Source organism: Lachnospiraceae bacterium JLR.KK002, from assembly GCA_036941025.1.
In the GTDB taxonomy this organism is placed as follows: domain Bacteria; phylum Bacillota; class Clostridia; order Lachnospirales; family Lachnospiraceae; genus Petralouisia.
In genome coordinates this window covers 4,057,105-4,081,204 of sequence record JAYMNP010000001.1, presented here as the reverse complement: position 1 = coordinate 4,081,204, position 24,100 = coordinate 4,057,105, and the positions used below count along the sequence as shown (strand labels likewise).

The 24,100-nt window shown below is 39.0% G+C and carries 23 protein-coding genes; 3 read left to right on the top strand and 20 right to left on the bottom strand.

All coding sequences use genetic code 11. From position 1 onward, the window contains the following. Position 1 precedes the first annotated feature (1 nt). From VSQ32_19815 to VSQ32_19805, 3 genes are all read right to left on the bottom strand, one after another. On the bottom strand, positions 2 to 382 hold the full coding sequence (locus tag VSQ32_19815; protein ID MEH2945028.1) for a GGDEF domain-containing protein: 381 nt from the start codon (positions 380 to 382) through the stop codon (positions 2 to 4). Positions 383 to 518: 136 nt separating this feature from the next. Next, positions 519 to 1,766: a fibronectin type III domain-containing protein gene (locus VSQ32_19810; GenBank protein ID MEH2945027.1), complete on the bottom strand. Its 1,248-nt coding sequence runs from the start codon at positions 1,764 to 1,766 to the stop codon at positions 519 to 521. A gap of 182 nt (positions 1,767 to 1,948) precedes the next feature. Then, positions 1,949 to 3,028, bottom strand: a complete 1,080-nt coding sequence (locus VSQ32_19805) for an LCP family protein (protein ID MEH2945026.1) — start codon at positions 3,026 to 3,028, stop codon at positions 1,949 to 1,951. A 491-nt stretch (positions 3,029 to 3,519) separates the two neighbouring features. On the opposite strand from VSQ32_19805, the gene VSQ32_19800 reads away from it, so the two are divergent. Genes VSQ32_19800 through VSQ32_19790 form a run of 3 tightly spaced genes read left to right on the top strand, consistent with a single transcriptional unit; the run spans position 3,520 to position 6,626 of the window. Continuing rightward, a complete protein-coding gene (locus tag VSQ32_19800; GenBank protein MEH2945025.1) occupies positions 3,520 to 4,647 on the top strand; it encodes a hypothetical protein in 1,128 nt (375 codons plus the stop codon). Position 4,648: 1 nt separating this feature from the next. Then, the gene (locus VSQ32_19795) at positions 4,649 to 5,791 is read left to right on the top strand and encodes a DUF6077 domain-containing protein (GenBank protein MEH2945024.1); all 1,143 of its coding nucleotides are present in this window, start codon (positions 4,649 to 4,651) and stop codon (positions 5,789 to 5,791) included. A gap of 10 nt (positions 5,792 to 5,801) precedes the next feature. Further along, positions 5,802 to 6,626, top strand: coding sequence for a hypothetical protein (locus VSQ32_19790; protein ID MEH2945023.1), 825 nt, complete (start codon positions 5,802 to 5,804; stop codon positions 6,624 to 6,626). Positions 6,627 to 6,717: 91 nt separating this feature from the next. On the opposite strand, the gene VSQ32_19785 is transcribed toward VSQ32_19790, so the two are convergent. The 17 genes from VSQ32_19785 to VSQ32_19705 form a co-directional block, all read right to left on the bottom strand. Further along, positions 6,718 to 8,115, bottom strand: a complete 1,398-nt coding sequence (locus VSQ32_19785; GenBank protein MEH2945022.1) for a hypothetical protein — start codon at positions 8,113 to 8,115, stop codon at positions 6,718 to 6,720. 150 nt (positions 8,116 to 8,265) lie between these two features. Then, a complete protein-coding gene (locus VSQ32_19780; GenBank protein MEH2945021.1) occupies positions 8,266 to 9,018 on the bottom strand; it encodes an SDR family oxidoreductase in 753 nt (250 codons plus the stop codon). Beyond that, positions 9,008 to 10,078, bottom strand: coding sequence for a transketolase C-terminal domain-containing protein (locus VSQ32_19775; GenBank protein ID MEH2945020.1), 1,071 nt, complete (start codon positions 10,076 to 10,078; stop codon positions 9,008 to 9,010). The genes VSQ32_19780 and VSQ32_19775 overlap by 11 nt, the downstream gene beginning before the upstream one ends. Continuing rightward, positions 10,075 to 10,905, bottom strand: coding sequence for a transketolase (locus VSQ32_19770; GenBank protein MEH2945019.1), 831 nt, complete (start codon positions 10,903 to 10,905; stop codon positions 10,075 to 10,077). The genes VSQ32_19775 and VSQ32_19770 overlap by 4 nt, the downstream gene beginning before the upstream one ends. Position 10,906: 1 nt before the next feature. Continuing rightward, complete coding sequence (locus VSQ32_19765) at positions 10,907 to 11,647, bottom strand: SDR family NAD(P)-dependent oxidoreductase (protein ID MEH2945018.1); 741 nt, start codon at positions 11,645 to 11,647, stop codon at positions 10,907 to 10,909. Between the two features lie 12 nt (positions 11,648 to 11,659). Beyond that, positions 11,660 to 12,583, bottom strand: a complete 924-nt coding sequence (locus VSQ32_19760; GenBank protein MEH2945017.1) for an L-lactate dehydrogenase — start codon at positions 12,581 to 12,583, stop codon at positions 11,660 to 11,662. Between the two features lie 81 nt (positions 12,584 to 12,664). Then, positions 12,665 to 13,894 (bottom strand): acyl-CoA reductase, encoded by a 1,230-nt coding sequence (locus VSQ32_19755; GenBank protein MEH2945016.1) that lies wholly within the window; start codon positions 13,892 to 13,894, stop codon positions 12,665 to 12,667. Continuing rightward, a complete protein-coding gene (locus VSQ32_19750) occupies positions 13,875 to 14,966 on the bottom strand; it encodes an acyl-protein synthetase (protein MEH2945015.1) in 1,092 nt (363 codons plus the stop codon). Before VSQ32_19750 ends, VSQ32_19755 begins: the two co-directional genes overlap by 20 nt. 33 nt (positions 14,967 to 14,999) lie before the next feature. After that, positions 15,000 to 15,707, bottom strand: coding sequence for a thioesterase domain-containing protein (locus VSQ32_19745; GenBank protein ID MEH2945014.1), 708 nt, complete (start codon positions 15,705 to 15,707; stop codon positions 15,000 to 15,002). Further along, positions 15,700 to 17,109: an AMP-binding protein gene (locus tag VSQ32_19740; GenBank protein MEH2945013.1), complete on the bottom strand. Its 1,410-nt coding sequence runs from the start codon at positions 17,107 to 17,109 to the stop codon at positions 15,700 to 15,702. The genes VSQ32_19745 and VSQ32_19740 overlap by 8 nt, the downstream gene beginning before the upstream one ends. A gap of 11 nt (positions 17,110 to 17,120) precedes the next feature. Beyond that, a complete protein-coding gene (locus VSQ32_19735) occupies positions 17,121 to 17,360 on the bottom strand; it encodes an acyl carrier protein (GenBank protein MEH2945012.1) in 240 nt (79 codons plus the stop codon). A gap of 25 nt (positions 17,361 to 17,385) precedes the next feature. Beyond that, positions 17,386 to 17,934: a GNAT family N-acetyltransferase gene (locus tag VSQ32_19730; protein MEH2945011.1), complete on the bottom strand. Its 549-nt coding sequence runs from the start codon at positions 17,932 to 17,934 to the stop codon at positions 17,386 to 17,388. 47 nt (positions 17,935 to 17,981) lie between these two features. Then, positions 17,982 to 19,115, bottom strand: a complete 1,134-nt coding sequence (locus VSQ32_19725; GenBank protein MEH2945010.1) for a DegT/DnrJ/EryC1/StrS family aminotransferase — start codon at positions 19,113 to 19,115, stop codon at positions 17,982 to 17,984. Between the two features lie 161 nt (positions 19,116 to 19,276). After that, complete coding sequence (locus VSQ32_19720) at positions 19,277 to 20,740, bottom strand: lipopolysaccharide biosynthesis protein (protein ID MEH2945009.1); 1,464 nt, start codon at positions 20,738 to 20,740, stop codon at positions 19,277 to 19,279. A gap of 30 nt (positions 20,741 to 20,770) precedes the next feature. After that, the gene (locus VSQ32_19715; GenBank protein ID MEH2945008.1) at positions 20,771 to 21,910 is read right to left on the bottom strand and encodes an EpsG family protein; all 1,140 of its coding nucleotides are present in this window, start codon (positions 21,908 to 21,910) and stop codon (positions 20,771 to 20,773) included. Beyond that, positions 21,910 to 22,833 (bottom strand): hypothetical protein, encoded by a 924-nt coding sequence (locus VSQ32_19710; GenBank protein MEH2945007.1) that lies wholly within the window; start codon positions 22,831 to 22,833, stop codon positions 21,910 to 21,912. The genes VSQ32_19715 and VSQ32_19710 overlap by 1 nt, the downstream gene beginning before the upstream one ends. Positions 22,834 to 23,016: 183 nt before the next feature. Continuing rightward, positions 23,017 to 24,090 carry an acyltransferase gene (locus VSQ32_19705; protein ID MEH2945006.1) on the bottom strand — a complete coding sequence of 358 codons (1,074 nt, stop codon included), beginning with the start codon at positions 24,088 to 24,090 and terminating at the stop codon, positions 23,017 to 23,019. Positions 24,091 to 24,100: the final 10 nt, after the last annotated feature.

Here is a 24,100-nt window from a genome sequence, read left to right as displayed (position 1 = left end):
TTCAGTTCCGCTGTACCTTATCAATAACTTTTAATGCATAGGCCACGCTGCCAAACACAATCATCAGGAACTCCTCACCGCCCCAGCGGCTGACAAAATCTTCCCGGTCCACTGCCTCATCCATACTGGAAGACACCAGCCTCAACACCTCATCTCCCGCTTCATGGCCGCAGGTATCATTGATTTTCTTAAAATCATCAATATCTCCCATCACCACACAGTAATCGCTGCGTTTTATACCTTTCCAGCAGTCCAGCATACTTCTCCGGTTTCTGAGACTGGTAAGTTCATCGTAACTGGCCAGTCGTTTCAGTTCTCTGTTCTGCTGGTCCAGCTCTTTCCGGTTGGCTGTCAGCTCCAGAATAAACGGAAGCCAGCGCATGGATGCATGTTACAAAATAAATCACACTGATACCCGAAAAATAATTTCCGCCTTTTTCCGTCACATGCAGCATCAGAAATTCCATTGCTGCTGCAAGGCCGCTGATAAAAATAAACGGCAGACATTTTCCGTACCGCTACTTTTTCTTATACGTAATATACCAGGCGTCCATTTTGCCTCCTGTCATACCGGAGTACATTTTCTTTCCGACTTTGTTATATGCAGTCACGTAAAAATAATATTTTTTTCCGCTTTTAAAGGCTGATTTTCCAAACTTCTTCACAGTTATGGAGGTTTTATTTGTGGTAGCACATTTTTTATATCCTGACTTTTGCTTATCGGACACATACACCTGGTACCGGTCCGCACCTTTAATGGTGTTCCATTTTACACTGATTCCTGATTTTACGGATTTCAGTTTGATAATGTCCGGCTGGGGACAGAAATACGTCCAGTCGGACCATTTTCCTTCCAGTTTCGTCCCATCGCTGTTAGTGCAGTACCCCCGGACTCTCATTTTATAAAAATTATATTTTTTGAATCCGCTATAGCTGATAAAAGCCGCTTCTGAATTCTGTGTGTGTGTTTTTAATTTCTTATCCTTTTTCTGATAAGCAGACCAGATTTCCCATTTGTACCCATCTGCTGATTTCATGGAACTGACATCGGAACGAATCTGCCCCAGGCTCTGCCAGTAGGCCACACAGGAAGGCTTTTTCCCTTTTCCCGGAATCACCGGAACACTGTAAAGATTAGCACCCGATTTGCCCACAGCGCTGAATCCGGCTGAACCTTTCCTTACCGGATAAACTTCCACATAATATTCCTCATCAGGGGCAAGCTGGCCTAACACCGCCTGATTCTGCTCTCCATAAGTTTCCAGATACTCACTGGCCGCACCGGCTTTGTAGCGTATCTGATAACCGGTGGCCCCTGGCACCGGATTCCAGCTCAGGCTGATACTGGTCTCAGTAGAACCGGTGTGCTTCAGATTCTCAGGTTTGGCGCCGGGCGCTGTTACTACTTCAATTGTCTCAGACGCAGGCCCATATTCCCGCTGAAGCCCGTTTCTGGTAAAAGGAACCACCTGCAGATAATAGGAACTTCCTGCATTGGGAAGATTGTAAAGGTAATCTTCCCCTCCCGTACAGGTAGACCATTCCTCAAAAATACCGGCGGGACTGTCGCTCAGACGGATTTCATACCTTACACTATTATCCACCAGCGCCTGAAACGCAATATTCACCGAATTGGTTCCCGCATTTGTCTGCTTTACCCCGGTTACAGGTCCCGGAGCTGCCTCCACCCTGATTCCCATGCCCAGAAATACCGCAAACATCAGCACTATGGCATATTTGCCGGCCCGGTTCCACATTTTCCTCATATTCTTCCCTTTCCTTCCCGGTATGCTTCTTCCCGGCCGCCGTCATGAGAATTTTTCTTACATACAGCTGCCCGGAACATCTCCCAATACACTTCCGCTGTTACTGCTTTCATCATACCAGTATCTGACATCCGGTGTCAATGTTTCCGGGCACTTTTCACATTTATATCCAAATATCCCCTTTAATATCCTGTATTTGCCTTTATGGTGGCACTGATGCTTTTTACCGTTTCAGAAGGAGTATAATTATCACTGTTGTACAGGAACTGGTGAAGCTGAGCCACGTTATTTTCCAGGTTCACCGGTACCACAGCATCCCCGGCACTTCCCACATTGCCCGGCGTCTCCTTGTCAAAGGGAAATCCCGTATTCTCTCCCATATGATATTTGGGCAGATTTGTTGCAAGTCCCAGCATTTCCGTAAAACTTAAGCTGGTGGAAATCTGAGGCAGCATTTCATCCAGCAGATTATTTAACGTCATCAGATCACATTGTTTTGCTTTTTCAAACATTTTGGTAATCACCGTACGCTGTCGCTCGGTACGCTGGTAATCCAGGCCCACATACCGGATTCTCGCATAGGAAGTGGCCTGCACTCCGTCCACGTGAACCCCCTGTCCCGGTGATACGGGGCCGCTGTTGTGGCCGGTTACTTCATTGGTCTCCACCACATATCCATTCAGCCATTCGGCTTCTTCCGGAGAAATATCCAGTTCTATGCCGCCCAGCAGGTCGATAGCATCCACCAGAGCGCTGAAATCCACGCTGACATAATCGGTAATATCCAGATCCAGATTCTTATTCAGCATTTCCATGGCCTGTTTCGGCCCTCCGTTGGCATATGCCGCATTTGCCTTGCGGTAGGTATTGTCGCTGATATCCAGATAGGTATCCCGGTATACGGACGCCATTTTGATTTCTCCGGATTTCCGGTTAATGCTTACCACTATAATCGTATCACTGTTTCCTCTTTCAAAATTACCGGTAGAACGGTTGTCCAGTCCAAACAGTGCAATACTCTCATAACCGTCCAGGTTCTTCTGAGTATCCTTTGACAGATCGTTCACCTTAACATCTTTATCTTTAATGGAAATTCTTCCCAGCTTTCCGTATTTACTCCAGACGTAGGCGAAAACCAGTCCCACCAGAGCCAGTATCACAGCCAGAATTACCAGAATAATCTTCCGCTGCTGGCGTTTTTTCCGTCTGGTCTTCTTTTTTTTCTTCCCGGTGCTGCTGTAATTGCGCGTGTCTTTTGCCATCTCTGTGTCCTCCTTATCCGTTTTTGATACCCCGTTGCCTGCAGCGGGGTTTTTGACTTCTCAGGAAGCGCTTTCATCAGCGTTTCCTTTATATTTTGCAGGTTCTGTGCTGTTTTCATACTAACTCCGTGAGTATATCACAAAACAGGGGACTTTTCTATATATAATTTCCATTTCTTCTATTGCTTTCCTGCAAAATGTCATGTAAACTATCCATGATAATAATAATGATAATGATGCTGGTAATAATAAAAAAGAATCCTGTAACTTAACATTTCAAAGTAAAACTTTTTCCTGTCAGGGCCTCAGGCGGCAACAGGGTTTCTGGCATTTTAATTACATCAGATAAAAACTTTTACTGACAGATACGAGGTGGAAACATGGAATCTCATTTTCGTAAAATACATGCTTTTGGCAGACTGCACTTTTTTCTGACCGCACTTTTTCTTTTTCTGGTTTTTGCGTCTCACTGCATTCCGGACGAAAAAATTATGGGGCACAGAGAACTGTCTCTGCAGCTGCTGTCTGAATTTCCTGAGAACGGCTGTCTGCCGGGAGACACCCCTTCCCTGAAACCGGAAACGGAATTTCTGACTTCTCTGAATCAGAATCCGGAATATTCCACACTGTGGAACACGCTCATGGGACAGGACCAGGGATTTCGCTGGAACGGAATGCAGGCACCGGGCCGGTTTTTGCTGTGCTTTTTTCATATCGGCCAGATTCGTTATCTCTGCATGATTGCTTTTCTCATGCTTCTGTTCGGCGCTGCCTGGAAAATCAGCAGAACGTATTCCGCTCCATACGGATTTTTTTTCCTCTTTTTCTTTTTATGGGCAGACATTCTTCCCGTTTCCTGGACACTGCCTCAGACCGGATGTTTCCTTACCGCATTCTGTTCCATTCTGTTCCTGTGCGGAAAAAAAGAATTATTCCGGGAAGAAAACCTGCACCGGCTTCTTTTTTCCTTTTACGGAATCGGAGCAGTCACTGCTTTCCTGGATACGGGAACTGTTCCGGTTATTGCCCTGAGCCTTCCTCTTACCGTTGCCTTTCTTTCTTTCCGTGACTATGGGCCAAAACAGAAAGCCAGCGCTGTGTGGAAATCTCTGACGGGCTGTACCCTTTTCTGGTTCCTGGGTTATCTGCTTCTGACCATAACCAAATGGGTACTGACTGTATTACTCACCGGAAGCAACCTGTTTCCTGCATATATGGCCCGGATCGGAGAATACTGTTTCGGTTCGTCTTTCTCAGCCGGCTCACTTAAAACCATGCTTTTTGAAAATCTGAACGGATTTCTTTCTCATGTGGGTTTTGGAAAGAAAACTCTTCTGATTCTGATACTGGCAGTTTTTGCAATATACATGATTCTGTTTTTTACGGGGCATAAAACCCGGCAGACCTGTGTGAGAAACCTGCCTCTTATTTTTATCGGCATGCTGCCTTTCCTGAGCTATGTGCTGGCGCCTGCCCACGGGCTTATGGAAACAGCCGTTACCTTTCGTGCTCTGACCGGCGCCTTCTTTCCCTGGACACTGTTTTTCTTTGCCATACTGGATTTAAACGGTATCCGCCAGTCCCTGCATAACGTCCTGAACTTAACCGGGAGGAATTAAGATGATAACTATTTATTTACTGTGTACCGGAATGATTCTGCTGTATCTGATTTTCAGTTATATGTTAGGAGACCTGTTCCTGAGCTTTACAAAATCTCAGGAGACTTCCTTATCTTACCGGATAATCCTGGGGTTTTTCCTCTTCTTTCTTCTGTTTCAGGCAGCCGCCCTTCCGCTGAAATTCACATTACAGCCCCTGTCACTGTTAGCAAAGCTCTGGTGTTTCCTGCTGGCTGTTACTGCCCTCCTGTATTTTCTGCGAAATCGGAAAATTTTAAAAGAAAAATGGAACCAGCGGAAAGAATTGCTGTCAGAATATAAATGGATATTCCTGTTTCTGATTTTCCTTGTGATGATTCAGATTTGTCTGACCAATTACAATGGAGAGACTTACGCCCTGTGGGATCAGTCCTATTATATCGGAGACGTGAGTTCCTCGGTATACACTGATACCATCAGCCAGTACAGCCCCTATACCGGCCACCTGCTGGACAGGCTGGATGCGGAGTATCTATTGGAAACCTACCAGAATCACAGCGCAGTTATCTGCACTCTGACCGGCCTTGCACCCCTGATTGAAACCAGAACCGTGGAAACCACTCTGATGGTGATTATGGCCAATCTGATTTACTATCAGCTGGGGCGTCAGCTTTTTCCCCTCTCCAGAAAAAAAAGCGCGCTCCTGGTATTTTGTCTGTTCTGGCTGAATCTGTTCAGTTTTAACTTATATACCAGTGCAGAATTTTTATTCTTCCGTGCATTTGAGGGAAAAACCATTCTGGCCTGTATTATCATGCCGGCTGTGTTTCTGCTGTTCCTGAAAATTGCCAGGGAATACCGGAATCACCACCACTGGATGGAGCTGTTCCTGATTATCTGGGCCAGCTTCGGCCTGAACATGTCAGCAATTTACATGCTGCCTTTTGAACTGAGCATTTGCCTGATTCCTCTGGGATTCTGTAAGAAAGATACTTCTGTACTCTGGGAATCCGGGAAAGGCAAAAGCCGCTTCCGCCTGATGCAGGCCTCGGCAAAACCTTTGCTGTATATCTGGATACGATATGCTGTCTGCCTGTTTCCCTGTATATTGTATGGAGCGGCTTACCTGCTGACGAAACATCATCTGTTTATTTATACCGGTTAGGAGGATTGTTATGCAGAATTTGTATAAACCAGGCATGGACTTTCTGAACAAAGCCTTTGACGATGCATTTTCCAATATTGTAATTTTTTTCCTGGCTTATGTGCTGGCCCTGGCCGCATTCTGGCTCCTGAAAAAAAGAGACTTAAAAACCATCTTCGTCTATCCGGTGCTGTTTGCCTTACTTACCGTATTCAATCCTTATCTGATGATTCCTGTTGGGGACAAGATTGGCCTGTCTTCCCGAATCCGCCGGATTTTCTGGCTTCTGCCTGTCAATCTGGTGCTGGCTTTTGCCATCGTCTGCCTGGTTTACCGATTTACCAGACGGTGGAAACAGGCTGCTGCTCTGGCTCTTTTCCTTATCCTGGCAGCTGCAGCGGGAGAATGTCAGCTGCCCCATATGGTTCCTGCGGAAAATATCTACAAAATCAGTGATGAGTCCATTGCCATTGCAGATATGATTGAGGAAGACGCCCAAACTTCTGAACCGAAACGCTGCCTTTTTGCAGATATACAGCTTCTGGAACTGCGCCAGTATAACCCTTCCATTTATAATACCATTCGGCGGAAGGATATCCTGAACTGGTCCATGAATCCTGCAGATCCGTCTTCTGTGGAGCAGGTCCTGAATGAGCGGAGCAGCCATCATATTCTTACCATGCTGCTTTACTACGGAGTACCGGTGGAATCGGATATTCTGAAACGTTATGTCAGAAGATTTCATATCCGGTATGTCATTCCCAATAAGGAGAAAGGACTTGACGGATATTTTGAAGAGATGGGATATGAGGAGATAGGAGAGACGGAGCATTTTACAGTGTGGCGGGTGGGGTGAGCCTGCCCAGACTGTGAAACTGCCACACCACACCATGATAGCAAATCCATGGTGTGGTGTGGCAGTTTCAATTTTTATTTCACTTTTTTAATCAATATACTAATACTACAACTCCCAGAATCTGATTTTTCTGCTCTCTGGCCAGATTCAGCTCATTGGAAATCTCATCGTAAATAGACTTTCCTGTCTGTTCCACAAAAATCATATTGCCGATTTCCGTACCCTGTTTTAAAGATTCAGCATCATAGAATATATTGCCGCCCTCTTTTACCTGAATATTCTGACTGGTTAATTCCTGCTTCAGCATATCTAATGTGGCAGTATCTGCATTCTCATATTCACTGCCTGTCATATAGATATTTTCTATCCCCTGCTGCTTGCAGGAAAGAGAAATATTGGCAGCTATTACCTTAACCTGCTGCTCTACAGATAACTTCTTCTTTCTTCTGTTTTTTATAGCCAGAAGTTTATCATCAATCACTGACAGAAAACGTTTTTTCTTTGATTTTACTGTTACTTCCCCCAACAGCCTGGTATTATAGAGAGCACGGATTTCTTCCGGATTCTGCAGCCGGGCGGTAAAAAGCATTTTACAGGCTGCCCATGCGCATACCAGAAAAATTCCAAGGAAAGCTCCAAGGAGGAAATACTTTTTGCTGGGGACGGGTTTGGGAATTTCAGGCTTTATTACTTCTTCTCCTGGTCCATTTTGCAATAATTTCAATTGTTCTTCTGACATATCTGTTTTTAAAGCATTTAATTGTGTATTAATATATGCAATATTGTTAGAATAAGTATTTCTTATTTCTGCTAAGCCAGCATCTACAACTACATTTTTTGATTCTCTCAATAGCTTTAATCTATGTGAACCAACTTCCTGGAACTCTGATTCTTTTTTTATCAACTCTTCCTTAATAAATTCAGAAATCTCATCTAATTTTCTTTCTTCCATCCACACAAATGCAACTACCATAGTACTTCCGCTTTGTGATACACCACATAATTCACTAAAATCAGCCTGACTAATAGAAATCTTTGTTGCTTCTATCAGTTTATTACTCATTTCTCCGCTTTTAATATAATTATAATATAAAGACATTAGATTTCCTGTATAATCAGTCTGATTATCTCGTGTATAATTATACGTATAATCTGATTCTACAACATACTGCAATTCAATAACGGGCTTTTTATACGGATCAATTTGCATCAGTACTGATTCATTTAAGTAATCTTCATAGTTTTCAATTCTTTTCTTCATTGTATAAGCATCGTCAAGCTGTTCCTTCTCTTCACTTGTCAATTCTGTTACCCCTGTTTCAGAACTTTGAGCCAACTTATACGCCTCACTATCTCTGGCATATCTCATCCCACAAAATAATATGGCAAAGATAATTCCATAGCAGATTACCTGGCGCCAACTAAACAAAATTTTCCAAAACAACTCAACTAAATTTATTTCGTGTCCTATTCCCTCTTGAGTTCCCATTAAAACTTCCTCCACATTGCCATTAAAATAATTTTTCTAAATTTTTACCAGTTGACAACCACTTTTCTCACATTTTCTCCAACCTTGCGCATCACCTGCTTATTCTCCATTCGTTAACTCTAATCTTTATTCAGAGTTATAAAAATGGTACTACATTCCTCCATCGACTCTGATTATCTGTCCTGTTACATAAGAGCTTAAATCACTTGCTAATATCATAATCATATTTGCAATTTCTTCCGGTTCTCCAAATCGTTTTAATGAGCAATGATTCATAATATTTTCAAACTCATTCCGGGTCATGGTGCTTATTAATTTTGTATTCACCACTCCTGGTGCTACCGCATTAACCCTTATTCCATAATCAGACAATTCTTTCGATAAAGATTTCGTCATTGCATGGATAGCCGCCTTTGTTGCACTATACATTACCTGTCCACGATTCCCTTCAATTCCAAGATAAGAACCTGTATTCACTATGCATCCCTTTCCAACCTTCATCATTAATCTACTAACAAACTGAGTAAATTGAATGTGTGAATAAAAATTTGTTTCAAATAATTCCTTAGATTTTTCTATAGACAACATGGGCAGTAATGCATCATACGTGGTTCCCGCATTATTCACCAAAATATCAATATTAACTTTTTCTTTTTTTATGTCCATTACAGCACTTCTCATTCCTTCTAAGGAATTCATATCAAAACAAAGAATTTTAATCCATATATTATTTTTTGAAGCTAATTCTAAAAAAAACTTTTCTAACTCCAAATCTTTTCTTCTCATACATGCCCATATATTGGCTCCATTTTGAGCAAATATCTCAACAGTTGCTTTGCCAATACCACTGCTTGTACCTGTAACAATCGCATTTTTTCCTTCTAATATTCTATCATGCGGCATATTTCTTTTCCTCCTTAACAGAGGAGAAAGAACATTGTTTTTCAGAAATTATAAAATTCCCCCCCCCCTTTCTGCAAACGTTTGTTCTAATTTCTTCCACGCGTCTCAAAACCCTTTTACTTATTTGGAAGGATTTCAATCCGCTTTCTTCTAACTGATATTGATAATCTCCTGCATGTGGAAAGAAATCCTTTATACCAATTATTTCAAGGGCGGCTTTTCCATGGTACCTCGCCATATATTCTGCAATTGTACCTCCTAAGCCACCTAATTCACTATGTTCTTCTATAGTAACAATAAGTTTATAATTTTGTATAGCTTTATTCAATATCTCAGTATCAACCGGCTTTATTGTATGCATATTTATTACAGAACAGGAAACACCTTTTTCTTCTAATAATTTCGCAGCTTCCAAAGATTCATACACCATGGAACCCGTAGCAATCATACATACTTCTGTACCTGAAACCAATTCAATAGCTTTCCCTATTTCAAAATTATAATCTTCTTTATAAACAATTGGCGTATTCACCGGTCCCGTTAAACGGATGTATGTTGGCTCATCATTTTCCGCAACTGCTAACATACATTTTATTACTTCTGTACAATCAGCCGGAGAAATAATGGTAATATTGGGAAGACTTCTCATAACAGCAACATCTTCTATACTCATATGAGTAGCCCCTAAAACACCCGCACCAAATCCTGCTGTCAAACCAATAAGTTTCACAGGTAACTCCATATAAGACATATTAACTCTGACCTGATCTGCGCATCTCGAAGATGCAAAACTTGCATAAGTATTTACAAACGGCATGAATCCTTCTTTCGATAATCCACCTGCCGCGCCTAACATGTTCTGTTCTGCAATACCAAAATTATATACATGATTCGGATATTTCTCCTTAAAACGTTCTAATCCTGAAAAAAAATTCAAATCCGCTGTCAGCATTACTACGTTTAAATTTCTTTCTACAAGTTCCAAAGCCGCTACCCCTAATGCACCGCTTGGCCCCAACCTTGACCAAATACGCATATTTTTAGACGTAATCTCTATCATCCTACACCTTCCAATTCTGACATTGCCTGCTGATACTGTGCTTTTGAAAGCCTTGAATTATGAAACCGCCAGTTTCCCTCCATATATGAAACTCCTTTTCCTTTCACAGTATTTGCAAGAATAGCCAATGGTTTATTACTTTTTATCCTATATGCATCAAGCAACTCATCAATTTTATGTCCATCAACTTCACATACATTCCACCCAAAAGATTCCCATTTTTCTTTCATAGGAGCCATACACATCACTTTATCTGTTTCTCCATCATATTGAATATGGTTCATATCAATAACCGCAATCAATTGATTCAATTGAAAATGTGCTGCACTTGCTGCTGCCTCCCAAATAGAACCTTCATCACACTCCCCATCTCCCATTAAAACAAATACCCGGGATTCAGAATTATTTTTTCTTTTCAATGCCAAGCCTACCCCAACGCCCAGAGACAGCCCCTGCCCCAAACTTCCGCTTGCATACTCTATACCTGCCAATCCATTTAATGAAGGATGTCCCGACAGTTTAGAACCATTCTGCTTGAACGTTAATAATTCATTTTTATCAATTATTTTCGCCTGCACTAATACTGGATACAGCGCAAGAGCAGCGTGCCCTTTACTTAATATTACTCTGTCACGCTCCTCCCATTCTAAATGCTCTGTATTAAACTTAACCTCTCCTATATACAAGGCCGACAAAATCTCCACCATAGACAGGCTCCCCCCTAAATGCGCCCCTGTATTACCCGTAGCAAATGCCATTTTTATAATATCTCTGCGTACTTCATCTGCCGCTTTCTGGCATTTTAAAATTTCTTCCACTTTGGCCATATCACATTCCTCCATCGACCCGTACTATCTGCCCTGTCATATAACTGGAACAATCGCTACTTAAAAATGCTATCACTTCGGCAATTTCTTCTGGTTTTCCAACTCTTTTCATAATCACGTTCCTTATTACTTCATCTTTTAATTTTTCACTGATTTGTTCACCCATATCTGTGTCAACAATTCCTGGAGCCACAGCATTTACACGAATATTATAACTTCCTAACTCTCGTGCAAGCTGGCGTACTCCTCCAATAACGGCTGCTTTACTCCCTGCGTATTCATATTGTGCTGGTCTTCCATCAATTCCAGCAACTGAAGCAATATTAACAATGCTCCCTCCTCCCTGACGAATCATTAATCTGGAAACATACTGTGTTAGCAATGTCATTCCAAAAAAATTCACTTCAAATACATGATGCATCTTTTCCATAGATGCCATTGTGAATATTGAACTTTCTTCTGCTATTCCAGCGCTATTGACAAGAACATGTACTGGTAATCTCTCTCGCTTTATATCCTGAACAGAGTCTTTTATTTCATCTCCATTGGTCAATTCAAAATAAGTTGGCCATATTGAAATACCATGTGCTTTTGCTATTTGCGCCATATCCTGCTCAAAATTATTATCTTTTTTCCTTGCACAGGCCCATATATTAGCTCCATATTTCGCAAATATTTCTACTGCTGCACGTCCAATTCCTCTTCGTGCCCCTGTAATAATAGCATTTTTTCCTTGTAACATAATTTTCCCTCTTCATTCCAGGCAACTCAGTATCTCTCTGACCTTCTCAACTGCATCAAAAAAACCCCTATACTCCTCTGGAGCCCACCGTTCCCGTATCCTCTGCTGTACCCCCGATGGCCCAACGACAGAAGGGACAGATAAGGAAACTCCTCTTACACCATGCTCTCCTAAAAGCTGCGAACTTACCGATACTATCGTTGGACGCTGATTTAAAACAGCATCTGCAAGATGACATACACATGTGGCAATCCCATAGTGAGTCTTTCCTTTTGTTCGGATAATCTCTGACCCCATAATACGAGTCTTTTCTGCAATTTTTTCACGGATATCAGAGTTCCAGGGCAAAGATACTTCCTCACAATACTCATTAATAGGAATTCCTCCAACCGTCACACGGCTCCAGAGCGGAACCTGACTATCCCCATGTTCGCCTACGAGATAGCCATTTACAACTCCTGTATTTAAACCTATATAATCTGCAACTGTTCTTACAAATCGAGATGTATCCAACAAACATCCGGAACCAAACACCATTCCATTTGGCAACCCCATCCACTCATCAGCTTTATGTGTAAGTATATCAACCGGATTAGAAATCACCAATATTACACCACGGGTATAATACTTCTGTACAGACTTTATCACTGCTTCTAAAATCTTTACATTCTCATTTGCCATATCCAGGCGTGATTCCCCGTTTTTGCGGTTTCGACCGGCAGTAATAACAATCAGGTCACAATCTGCACAATCTGAATAATCCCCTGCATACAGATCTGCCGTTCCCATACTTGGCAAACCATGGCGAATATCCCAGGCTTCACCCGCTGTTTTTTCTTTTGCAACATCAATAAGAACAATTTCTCTCGCAATATCACGCAAAGCCAAAGCATACGCAATGGAAGAACCAACAAAGCCGGCTCCTATAATTGCCACTTTTCTATTTCCTACTACATATCCAGTCCGCATAAACTTTCTCCAGTCTCATTATAATCTTAAATTCTTCATCTGCTCTGATTAAATATTTAATTTAATCGTCCTTGTCAGTCTTTCTGATAAATCATATCCGTCCCAGATAAAATCAAAATCCATTGTTTTTCCAATTGGCACAATACGGTCCACACCCTTAATGCCAGATTGCAGCAATGGAATAATTATCTCCTTTTCCCCCATAAATCCAATGGTCTGGCAATGGGTATCATTACATAATGTTCTTAATTCCAGTATATTTTCACAATCATATTCAAAAAAGTACCCGGAATTATCCTTCCATTCCATAAGCCCTTCCATTATTTCCGGAATCTTTACTCTTAAAAGCAGATTATCTTTATGAGCTTCAATTTTCACTCCGGACTCTGTCGCCGCCATCAGATAACTGCTTGTCAGTTTATTAATTCCCATAATCGGCTGAAATTTATACTTTTCTTTTACAATTTCATAAAGACTCTGCCAAAACTCTTTCTTTGCTTCTTCTTTCCGGTTCCCAACCCAGACAACAATTCTGGGACTGGTGCATGCATTCTGATCCGTAAGATAGGTATCATTATAAAAATCTTCTGCTACCTTTTTCCTGTTATCCGTTTTTAAATAAATATCACTGTCTATGATTGCCAGAGAATATCTGTCAGCAAACGTAATTTCTCCTGCTCTTGGCGCCAAAGGAGACTCCCGTAATTCTGCAATTGTACGATCCCCGCCCCAGATAACTCTTACATCTGCCATAGCTGAAAGAAAATCATTAATTTCCCGATTTCTTCCATATCGAATCAGACAAACATAATATTTTAAATTATCAAATTTTTGTAAGGCTTCATTAATAGCCTTATTAATAATCCAAACCTGTGGAAAATCTTTTGAAGGTACTCTTACTATATTGGCATTTCCTGTTAAAAGGCCTGCAACCAGAGAATAAGCATAATTAACTGGTACATTGGAGGGTGCTATATGAAAGACAATTCCGCGTCCCACATGCAAATCTCCATCATTCTTTTCAAATCTTTTTCTTAAGTTTAAAACTGATGATTTGCGCATCCAAAATCCCAATGTAATAACATCCGGATATGCTTTCGCCTCTCTCATCCCCATAAGTACCCTGGATACTTCATTCAAAAAATTTATAATTTCTTCATCAAATGGCTTTTTGGTCGGAACAGTTCCCATATGATTTAAAATTTCCATACTGCCTGCTAAGTAAGTAACAGTATTTAAAACATTACTTTTTTCCTGACTAATTGAATTTTGCTGCATATGTGTCACTGCACCCCCTGATTTCCGCATCTTTCAAGCGCCCGATAATTTTAAAATATTTTCCTTTTCGCCCACAGGGACAGTCATCTTCTCCCAGTAAAACTCCTTCATCCTCTGTGATAAGTGAATGACCAGGATAAGACTCCGGAATTGTGGATACAACCTGAATGATTCCTTTTTCTCCAATCCCATTCTCTGAGAAGTCTTCCGGTTTCCTTATAATAATATCTGAAAAAATACTGGCATGAAGATGACCGCATTCACACTGCATATAAATACAGCCTGTCTGTTCCACCATACCATAGTAATCATGAATACTGTCCAGCCCGCATACATCCTTTAATCTTGCATGAAATTCTTCCGGACTTACTGCTTCGCTTACAAGTTTTTTCCAGCCTCCCCCATGGATCAGGATACCATTGGAAAGATCAAATTCTGTTCCTTCCTCTTTCAGTCTGACTAATTCTTTATAAAAATGCTGCCATACCATAAATGTAAATCCGAATAAAAGCACTTTTTTTCCCTTATACTTTTCCAGAAATTCTGCCAGTCCTTCCACATCAAGTTTCATATCGTCATTTAATGCATAAATTTTCTTTGCACCAAAAATTGAAAAACCCAAAATACCGGCTCCTCTTGCAGAAAACATTGATCTGTTTTTTACCACAGAAGGACAATCCACAATAATCATCGGCATACGTCCGGAACCAGTAAAGTCAGATACTATTTTCACCATGGTTTTCTGTTGGTTGGAGGATGTTGCTTTATCCAGATATATTTTGGAGACCGCCTGCCCGGATGTTCCCGAAGAAGTCATGGTTTTAACTATTTCTTCCTGAGGAACACTTTTTAACGACAGTTCCTTAAAAAGTCGAACAGGAAGAAAAGGTAAATTTCTGTAACTTTTCACATTTTCCCTGCTATATGAAATGCTATCCAGAATACGTGCATACTCCGGACAGTTTTGCCGATGATGCTCTGTCAGTTCCACAAGACGCTCTGTTAGCATTTTCTCCTTTTCTGCCTTATTTAAAGAATAAGGCACTATATTCAGAATTTCATCAAACTTCATTCTTCTATCCTCTCTGGTCACTCCCGTCATATATTATACTTCATCTTCTATCAACACTTTGCTGATGATTTCAGCCATCTCTTTATAATGCTGTAAAATGAAAAAATGATTTTCACCCATCTCATAAAAATCAACATTCCCTGATGTCAGTTCTGCCCAACCAAACGGATTAATACAAGTTTCATCTTTACTGCTATAAAAAACAGATAAATTGCATGACAGATTTTCATCAGACTCATCATATTTATACTGGCTCCAGACATTATAATCTGCCCGCAAAGGTCTTAAATAAATATTCGAAAACCGTTTATCCGTCAACAGCCTTTCTTCCATGCCTCCAAGCTGCATGACTTTACTGATAAACTCATCTTCTGAAAGCGCATAATAACTTTGGGTTGGACTTTTGTATTTCGGACAACCTCTTGCACACAGAAACGCATGTAGCGGATTTCCGTCCAGCAATTTTTTTGTCAATAAATCAAATGTAATAGCGCTTCCCATACTGTATCCTAAAACAGCATACCCTGCTCCTGCAACTCTTTGCTCATTGATATTAGAAAGCACATCTTCTAAAAACTCCTGATAATCTACAATAAATTTTTCTTTTCGCCGGGTACCATGACCAGCATATTCCACTGTAATTGCGTCTATTCTGCTATCCAACTCATCTGTCAGATTTTTAAAAGAGTATGCATCTCCACCTGCAAAGGGAAGTAAAAACAACTGAATCTTTTTATTCATAATATTTTGTCAGTTCCTTATATAAGGTTTTTCCCGAATCATTCCTTGGAATTTCATCAAGTACCACCGTTTTAAATGCCGCCGGATTCAATTTTGTTTTAAGCACAACAAATTCTTTTATTGCCTCCGCAAGGGAAGCATCTGTTACAAAAAGGTACATATGATCATCTACACCGGCACTTGTACAGTCGACATTATCAAATTTTCCTTTTATCATTCTGTCGATTTCGTCAAGATTCACCCTGTTTCCATAGATTTTCAAAAATCTTTTTTTCCGGCCTACAATATAATAATATCCATCGCTGTCAAACTGTGCCATATCACCCGTATAGAGTATACCATTCCGTTCGTCAGACTTCATCAGGTCTTTTCCACACTCAGCATATCCAAGAGTAACATTTGCACCTTCATAAACCAACTCACCTGTCACAAGAGGCTCTGAAATATCCTCACCATTTACATCAATCAAATGAAATTCTCCCCCTGGAATGGCAATTCCCATAGACCCACACTTCTCAATGGCTTTTTCTGCAGGCAAGTATCCCATACGGGCTGTCGCTTCGCACTGTCCGTACATTACCACAAAACTCATTCCATTTTCAACCGCATATTCTGCAAACTTTTTATGCAGATCCGGAAGTAATTTCCCTCCGGCCTGTGTCATCGTTCTGAGAGAGGGCAGCTTCATACGCCAAAAACGTAACCTGTCTAACATTTCGTAAGTATAAGGCACACCTCCAAATGATGTGGCTTCCTGCTCTTTAAAAAAACTCCAGAACTCTTTTTGCATAAGTCCCTTATCTGTCACAAGCAACGTAGCCCCCACCAGAAAATGGCTGTTAATAATAGAAAGTCCATACGTATAATTCATAGGGAGAGTCGTAATTGGTCTTTCTGTTTCATCCAGTTTCAGATATTTCACAATGGACTCTGCATTCACCTTCACATTTGTATAACTCTGACGTACAAATTTAGGGCTTCCTGTAGACCCTGACGTGGTAAGCAAGAGACATAGTTCATCCAAAAGCGGATATTCTTTTTTGTAATCTGTTTTCAATAACACATATTTATGTGCTTCATATACGATCTTTGTATTTTCAAAACTATTTTTCTGTTCCTCAGGAATCCATAAATAAGCCGGGCAATAAGTGGATAACAGATTTTCAAGAAGCTCCTTTTCCAAATGGCTGTTCAATAAAACTGGCACTATTTTACGATTGATAAAAGCTGAATATCCCAAAACAGAACCTATGGTATTTTCACAAAGTGAAAATACCAGGCATCTTTTCCCAATTACATCTGCAATCTGATTTCCTTCCTGCTCCATTTGTTCATAAGTAACAGTTTCTCCGTATTCATCAATAACAGCATTTCTGCTTCCAAACTTTCCAAAATCCCACATTGCACTGCTCCTTAAAATTGAATATCATAATTCTTTGCCAGTATTTCTTTTCCTTTTTCGTAAGAACTCAAATCAATGATATCATCTGTGTCCATCATAATATCAAAAGCATCTTCAAGAGACGCAACAAGCCCCATGTGCCCTACAGAATCCCAATTTGCAATCTGCTGATATTCCAGCCCCTCCAATTTATCTTCTGTCAATTCCAAAGACTCACAAAACGCCTGATTATATTTTTCCAAATTTGTCATAATAATCTCCTTCAATTCAAGACTTTTACTGTTTCTTTTCTCTGTAAAGCATTGCTGATAATCTTTCTGAAGCTTTTTCAAAAGATTCTTTTGTATTAATCGTTTTTCTCGACATACGCCCATCTTCATCTGGTTCTGGTTCAAATAAAACGCCACCAAACTGCTTGTTAAATCTGATTGCTCTTTCATTATCAGCGTAAATATAGCTGACAACCTCACTCAATCGAAGCTCTTCAAATGCAAATTTAAAAGATAATAACTGAGCTTCAATACTTTCAAATGCATTTCCCTGAACAACCAGACGCCCCCCTTCACATGTATTACCCTTTATATTATATAAACTTATAGTGCCTATCCTTTCCCCCTTTTTGTTCCATATAACAAAAAAATAATCTCCTTTTTTCTGCTGTTGAGAAGTAATCCATACTTTCTGCTGTTCCAACGTATTTTTTAACGCAGGAATAAATTTTATAACCTCTGGTTTTTGCCTGAGTTTCAACGTAAATTCTGCATCTGCTTCCGTTACAGAACGCAACTCAACATAACGTCCCTCTAATGTACCATTATAAAGCATTTTCGCTCCTTTTAATTTACATATAATTCTTAAGTATCACTTTAAATCTACTTCATAACAACCTTTATTACCTCATCACAAATTTTCTGGACATCTTCATAGGTCATATAAAGATTCATTGGAAGGGAAATTGTATGCTCGCTCACATAATCAGAATAAGGACATGTCCCCTGTGCATAATCATACATTTTATAATTAATATTGCTTGCATAATGAACACCTGGATAAATTCCCGCTGCATTCAATGCCAGCATCAGTTCATCACGTTTATCCACGCAAATCTGAAACAAATGATATGAACTTTCACATCCCTCCTCTATTCGTACTAACTTAATTTTTTCTTTGCATTTCTCTAATCTTTCACGATACCAGTATGCAAGCTGACGTCTGTATGCATTATCACGATCCAGATATTTTAACTGAACCAACCCTATAGCTGCCATAACAGAATTTCCATGTCCTTTTTCTCCAACATATTCCACATCATATTTCCACTTATAATTTCCCATATTTTGTGTTCTTGCATAAGTGTCCTTATTAATCCCAAGCCACGCTTTCTTTCGAACAATTTCATCAAACTTCCCATCTTTAAAACAAATCATGCCACTGTCAGCTGTAGGTAAATTTTTAACTGCCTGGAAAGAATACACAACAACTTCTGCTTCGCCCCCCGGAATCTTGCCGTTATAACGAGTGCCTGCCATATGAGCCGCATCTAAAATCAACTTTAAATTATTTTCCTCGCAAATTTTAACAATCTCATAATAATGCCCCATATTTCCGCCAAGACCTACATACATAACTGCACGTGTCTTATCTGTAATACGAGATTTTACTGACTCCGGAGTCAAACACATCGTTTCATCAATATCAGCAAATACCGGTTTCATACGTGATTTCATTATAGCATGATTGGAAGAAACAAATGTAATAGGAGTGGTAATAATCTCATCTCCATCTTCCCAACCATACTGTTCTTTCAAAATATCTACCGCCATATACAGACCAATTGTAGAAGAATTTAAATAATATGCAAAAGGAAGACCTGTATATACTTTCCATGCATTTTCAAATTCGACTGTTTTAAATCCCAGACCAGTCCATCCAACCTCCAAACATTCTCTAATCTGTTCCAGACACTCTTCAATCTCATACTTTGCTTTAAATAATTGAATTTCCATTTTACATTCCTCCTGTTTACTAAAATCAATATATAATCTGGCTATCAGCTACATTCATTAAATGTTTATCATATGGCGACTTTCCATATCTTTGTGCTGATTCCATTAATTTTCTTTTATTATCCATCCTTTCATTCAGCTTTCTCCTCCGTTTTGTAAATTTACTTTCTTATAGCATTAAGTGCCCGCTTAATTTCGACATACCCATCCATCTTCCAGACAATTGAAAAAAAGATATACACTGACATTCCTGCTATTATCTTCACGCTTAAAGACAAAATCAGCGATGTTGAAATAAAATCAGCCAAAACCATATTTACAACTCCAATTACCACCATCATTATAACAGAAGCCAGAAGCGGCCTGATAATATCCCTCAATGCTTCCCTGCATTTATAACTGATTATTTTTCTCACTTCGTAATAAGTCAATATTGCTGTCAGAACAGCAATCACTGCACTGACTAATGATAACTGACTGATATTACATTCAAGGGCAAAACTAAAAATCAGTAAGCCTCCAAGCATCAGAAGTAAACGAATAATTTCTGTTTTAACTCTTAAAAAACTGTGTCCAAGTGCATAAAAAACCTGAACATTAATCAGCATAAATGGTGTCGCCAGGTAATAAATACAGGCATACTGCATAATTCTCAAAGCAGGCAGCCACTTGTCAGTAAGTAATAAAACAATAAGTTCCTCAGATACAACTGCCATGCCAAACATCATAGGACAGACAATATAACTTGTCATACTGACAACTTTGCGCAAAATTCTTTTAAAAGTATCAGGATTATCCCGATAAGAGGATAAAGTTGGTAGTAATACACTTGACATTGAACTGAACGTATACAAAGAAACCTGCATGGGCAGCTGTGAACCTTTGTCTGAATAACCCAAATCTTTAATGGAGTATCTTTTCCCTATCACCAGATTATAAAAACTATTGCCAATATAATTCAGCAATCCGGCACCCATCACGCCTATACTAAAACCAACAATCTCTTTAAAACGCTCTTTCTTAAACTTCCATTTAAATCTCCAATGCAATTTTACAAACAGTAAAATCGTAACAATAATCTGCTGAGATAACTGTTGCAAAACCAGTGACCATACACCAAACCCCTGATATGCCGCAACAATCCCCATAATACCAGAAAGCAAACTTCCAATCAGATTACAATAAAATAAAAGTTTAAACTTCATATTTCTATGCACAACGGCATTCCTTGTTGAAGAAAAAGCCTGTATGAAAAGCACCAGCCCTATAACTCTCAAAACCTGTGTAAGTATGGGTTCAGCATAATAATCAGCAATGTGAGGCGCAGATATAAATATGAGCAGATATAATCCTGTGGCCATTGTCAAACTTGCAATAAAGGTACAACTATAATCATATTCATCCACTTCATCTTTTTGTATTAATGCTGTGCTGAACCCTCCTTCAATCAAGACATCGGAAAAGTTTGTAAAAATTGTTGTGATTGCTATAATTCCATAATCTGCCGGAAGCAAAAGTCTTGCTAAAACCAGGGATACAATAAAAGAAACCCCTTTTGCAGAAATCTGTTCCGTAATCTTCCATATTGCCCCGGAAGCAAACTGCTTTTTAGTAACTTTTTCCATAGTTAAAAAACTCTCCTGTCTGACACTGCTTTAAAAAAGAAATCTTTCAAATATCAGATTATTTTTAAACATTAACCATACAGAGTCTGTCGTTCCCCTGTATGGCATATTTGTATAATATAGAAGCAATATCTGTCCAAAAAATAATATAATCCCCACTACTGGAACTACCAGTTTCCTTCCTGATGGCTTTTTCGAATAAACCCTGACTATCTCAATCGTATTAGCACAAACACATATGTTAATCAATGAAAATTCCCATAAAAACCGCATCCATACAGACGTTATAAAAAAAAAGGGTATTAATAAACACATCCATACATTACAGTTAAATACCGTCTGATGCAACCTGACTTTATTCTCACAGGTTTCTGGCTGTCCGGAAACTTTCAAAACATGATTACTTATATTCTTACTTTTCCTTATACACCATACAATGCCCATTAAAACAAAAATCTGGGACAATACACCCTTCCAGTTCAGAAGGTTATTCGCTGATTCATATGTCAGCCATGAGAGTATTTTCTCACTGTTTGTAAAAAAACTTATAATATAATAAAAAAATCCAAAATAATAGGCAATAACTACACCAGACATTACTATCAGGATACTTAAAATCCTCTTTATGTTTACCTCTTTTCCTGCCAGCAAAAAAACAAGGAAGAACAGAGAAGATGTATGGAATAACATCGCTGCTAATACACATAGTAAATATTTACCCTTATTTTCCTTTTGGCTGCAAGGTACTAAATAATCTATTCCATATACTATAATCAAGCCCGCAATTCCTGCCCGGAGAACAGATGCAAAATATGAAAATGGAAATATCAGAAACATTGCCAGGACAAAAGCTGTGTAATTTGTATATTTTTTCACAATACCTGCTAACATAGCAATAAAAATGGATGAAAGTACAATCTTAAAACCAGTAAAACTCAACCCCAATTTACTGCAAAACAGCATCAGCAAACTAAACGCCGGCTCAAAATGAAACAGCAGTAGGCCATTTTTCATGGAATCATATACATACTGATAACTGATATAATCACCTGAATATGTGCTGAATCCATAAAAAATCCACATATAAAGCAAAATCAGTATGGATGCACCTCTCGATTTCGGCATTACAATTCCCAAAATACAAAGAATTACCATTATTAAAAATGCCATTATTTTCCCCTTTTCAACATCTCTCTTATAACATTTTCAAATTTATATTCTTTCAGTTTCTCTTCAGGAACAGGCACATATGAAGACTCCATAAATTCAGGCAGATTTTCTATCCTGTCCTCTCCTAAAATAAAATATCTGCTTGGATGATAAAGCTCAAAATCCTTTATTGCTTTGTTCGTTGTAATACATTTAACTTCACAAAACACAGTTTCCAACTCTCTTTGTGTAACACTGGACTGTCCTTCACAAACTACATTCAATGCAGCCCTGCTCCTTTTCAGCAATTCAATATATTTAGAATATGACATAAGAGATTTATAATGGGGATTCTTATATTTCAGGAACATTCTGTCTGCACAGATATGAAAATATGTTCTGTATCCCATAGACTTAAAACCTTTTTCAATTTTCAATATTTCTTTCAATCTTCCTTTATCTCTTCCTAAATATACAATATCATAAAAAGAAGTTTTTTTATCTTCCGGTTGAAATCTGTATCTGTCAAAATATGCTGCATGTTGCAAATTCATATTGTATTCTTGGCAATCCTCCTGATCATAAGACCATTTTTCCAGAAAATCTCCTGTCTCATCAGGCTTTACCGTTTTATCCGCTCTGTTTTCATAAATAAAAATCATTCTGCTTTCAGGATGTACTTCCTTTATCCATTCAAGCAAATCAGGTGTAACCAGAGGATCCATTATTATATAAACTTTTGCATCTGTTCTCGCAATCTTTTTATTATACCAGCATACCCTTTTAGGAATTCGCAGCCTGAACCAGGCCTCCCGCATACAACGTAACAGTAAATTCCTGTCTTTATATGGTATCATAATTTTAAAACCACAATTTTTTATCCCATCAAATACATAATCATCTTTCATTTTGGCTCTGATAAAACAAATATCTGATCTTTTCATAAATACTCCATTCTATATCTGACTACATTTTCATAAATATAGCATTTACACATCATATTTACTTTATGCAGGTTAGTATTGCTGTTCATTATTTTTAAATATCTTACATATTACGCTACATTCTACTACATTTTTCCAATAATTGCAAATAAATTCACCTTTCACAACAGAAAATACCTTTCACTAAACATTCATCTTTTTTGTCAGCCATTCTGTCAATGGCCTTTCTACCAAATAATAAACTATATATCCCCAAATAATAATAATCAATAATGTTCCTGACATTGTTCCATATTCTGACTGAAAATCAATCATGCCATATGCATCCAGCGTAATCATAAGCATAAATATAACCAAATGCCATATATACATTTCAAAAGAGACAGCCCCAAGTGTCCCACATATGCGATGAGAAAATATTTTTCTGACAACTTCTGAGCACACACAAACACAAATTAATGCGGGAAAAAACAAGAATGTAAGCAGAAATCCCTGACCATCTGTTAAAAAGAACTCTGCATTAACCACATATAATACAACAAAAAGAAAAATCACTCCTGAGGATACACAACAGATTTCCCTTTTACATTTTACGAGTGCAGCCTTATACAGATCAACCAGCTCAACACCCATAAAAAAAGCTATATATCCCCGTGCTGCTGAACTGTTTAAAAATGGGAGAGTAATATTATATGTAATAATTCCCATTCCCAGAAAAATCATCGCAATAAACATAAATCTGGGAGTTACAGCCAAACGCTTTGCCAACCATAAAATCAGCCAGTACCATACATAACAAATAAGGAGCACACACAGGTACCAGATTGGATTATTAGGCATAACTCCACTATCTGATATACCCCCCCCCGCAAAAATTAGCAGGCAGCTTTTCATTATATTCCATGGCGTTGGTATAATGTCAAGCCACCAGCTCTGTGTAATATGAAAATAAATTGCTGATAATATAGAAAACACAATAACACTTAAAGCCGCCACAGGCATCAGTCGGATTATTTTTTTACTAATAAACTTACCAAAAGCCGTATTCTGATTTACATCGTTTTTTATTGCCATAAAAATTCCGGAAAGAATAAAAAAGAACTCGACCAAATGGCCATAATAAATAACCGAACCCTTATAGAATAATATTTTCATATTACCAGAACCAAAACACTGATGAAAATGATGAAAGACTATAAGTATAGCCGCTAAAAATTTTAATACATCCAAGGAATATAACCGTCTTTTTTCCACCATCCCAAAACTC

Excerpts from the sequence above, each read along its gene's own strand:
- VSQ32_19740 (MEH2945013.1), bottom strand. The coding sequence starts at position 17,109 with ATGTGGGATTTTGGAAAGTTTGGAAGCAGAAATGCTGTTATTGATGAA.
- VSQ32_19770 (MEH2945019.1), bottom strand. The coding sequence starts at position 10,905 with ATGGCCAAAGTGGAAGAAATTTTAAAATGCCAGAAAGCGGCAGATGAA.
- VSQ32_19795 (MEH2945024.1), top strand. The coding sequence starts at position 4,649 with ATGATAACTATTTATTTACTGTGTACCGGAATGATTCTGCTGTATCTG.
- VSQ32_19720 (MEH2945009.1), bottom strand. The coding sequence starts at position 20,740 with ATGGAAAAAGTTACTAAAAAGCAGTTTGCTTCCGGGGCAATATGGAAG.
- VSQ32_19765 (MEH2945018.1), bottom strand. The coding sequence starts at position 11,647 with ATGTTACAAGGAAAAAATGCTATTATTACAGGGGCACGAAGAGGAATT.
- VSQ32_19815 (MEH2945028.1), bottom strand. The coding sequence starts at position 382 with ATGCGCTGGCTTCCGTTTATTCTGGAGCTGACAGCCAACCGGAAAGAG.
- VSQ32_19750 (MEH2945015.1), bottom strand. The coding sequence starts at position 14,966 with ATGAAGTTTGATGAAATTCTGAATATAGTGCCTTATTCTTTAAATAAG.
- VSQ32_19785 (MEH2945022.1), bottom strand. The coding sequence starts at position 8,115 with ATGGGAACTCAAGAGGGAATAGGACACGAAATAAATTTAGTTGAGTTG.
- VSQ32_19705 (MEH2945006.1), bottom strand. The coding sequence starts at position 24,090 with ATGGTGGAAAAAAGACGGTTATATTCCTTGGATGTATTAAAATTTTTA.
- VSQ32_19790 (MEH2945023.1), top strand. The coding sequence starts at position 5,802 with ATGCAGAATTTGTATAAACCAGGCATGGACTTTCTGAACAAAGCCTTT.
- VSQ32_19755 (MEH2945016.1), bottom strand. The coding sequence starts at position 13,894 with ATGCAGCAAAATTCAATTAGTCAGGAAAAAAGTAATGTTTTAAATACT.
- VSQ32_19810 (MEH2945027.1), bottom strand. The coding sequence starts at position 1,766 with ATGAGGAAAATGTGGAACCGGGCCGGCAAATATGCCATAGTGCTGATG.
- VSQ32_19735 (MEH2945012.1), bottom strand. The coding sequence starts at position 17,360 with ATGACAAATTTGGAAAAATATAATCAGGCGTTTTGTGAGTCTTTGGAA.
- VSQ32_19780 (MEH2945021.1), bottom strand. The coding sequence starts at position 9,018 with ATGCCGCATGATAGAATATTAGAAGGAAAAAATGCGATTGTTACAGGT.
- VSQ32_19775 (MEH2945020.1), bottom strand. The coding sequence starts at position 10,078 with ATGATAGAGATTACGTCTAAAAATATGCGTATTTGGTCAAGGTTGGGG.
- VSQ32_19745 (MEH2945014.1), bottom strand. The coding sequence starts at position 15,707 with ATGAATAAAAAGATTCAGTTGTTTTTACTTCCCTTTGCAGGTGGAGAT.
- VSQ32_19730 (MEH2945011.1), bottom strand. The coding sequence starts at position 17,934 with ATGCTTTATAATGGTACATTAGAGGGACGTTATGTTGAGTTGCGTTCT.
- VSQ32_19710 (MEH2945007.1), bottom strand. The coding sequence starts at position 22,833 with ATGAAAAGATCAGATATTTGTTTTATCAGAGCCAAAATGAAAGATGAT.
- VSQ32_19805 (MEH2945026.1), bottom strand. The coding sequence starts at position 3,028 with ATGGCAAAAGACACGCGCAATTACAGCAGCACCGGGAAGAAAAAAAAG.
- VSQ32_19800 (MEH2945025.1), top strand. The coding sequence starts at position 3,520 with ATGGGGCACAGAGAACTGTCTCTGCAGCTGCTGTCTGAATTTCCTGAG.
- VSQ32_19715 (MEH2945008.1), bottom strand. The coding sequence starts at position 21,910 with ATGGCATTTTTAATAATGGTAATTCTTTGTATTTTGGGAATTGTAATG.
- VSQ32_19725 (MEH2945010.1), bottom strand. The coding sequence starts at position 19,115 with ATGGAAATTCAATTATTTAAAGCAAAGTATGAGATTGAAGAGTGTCTG.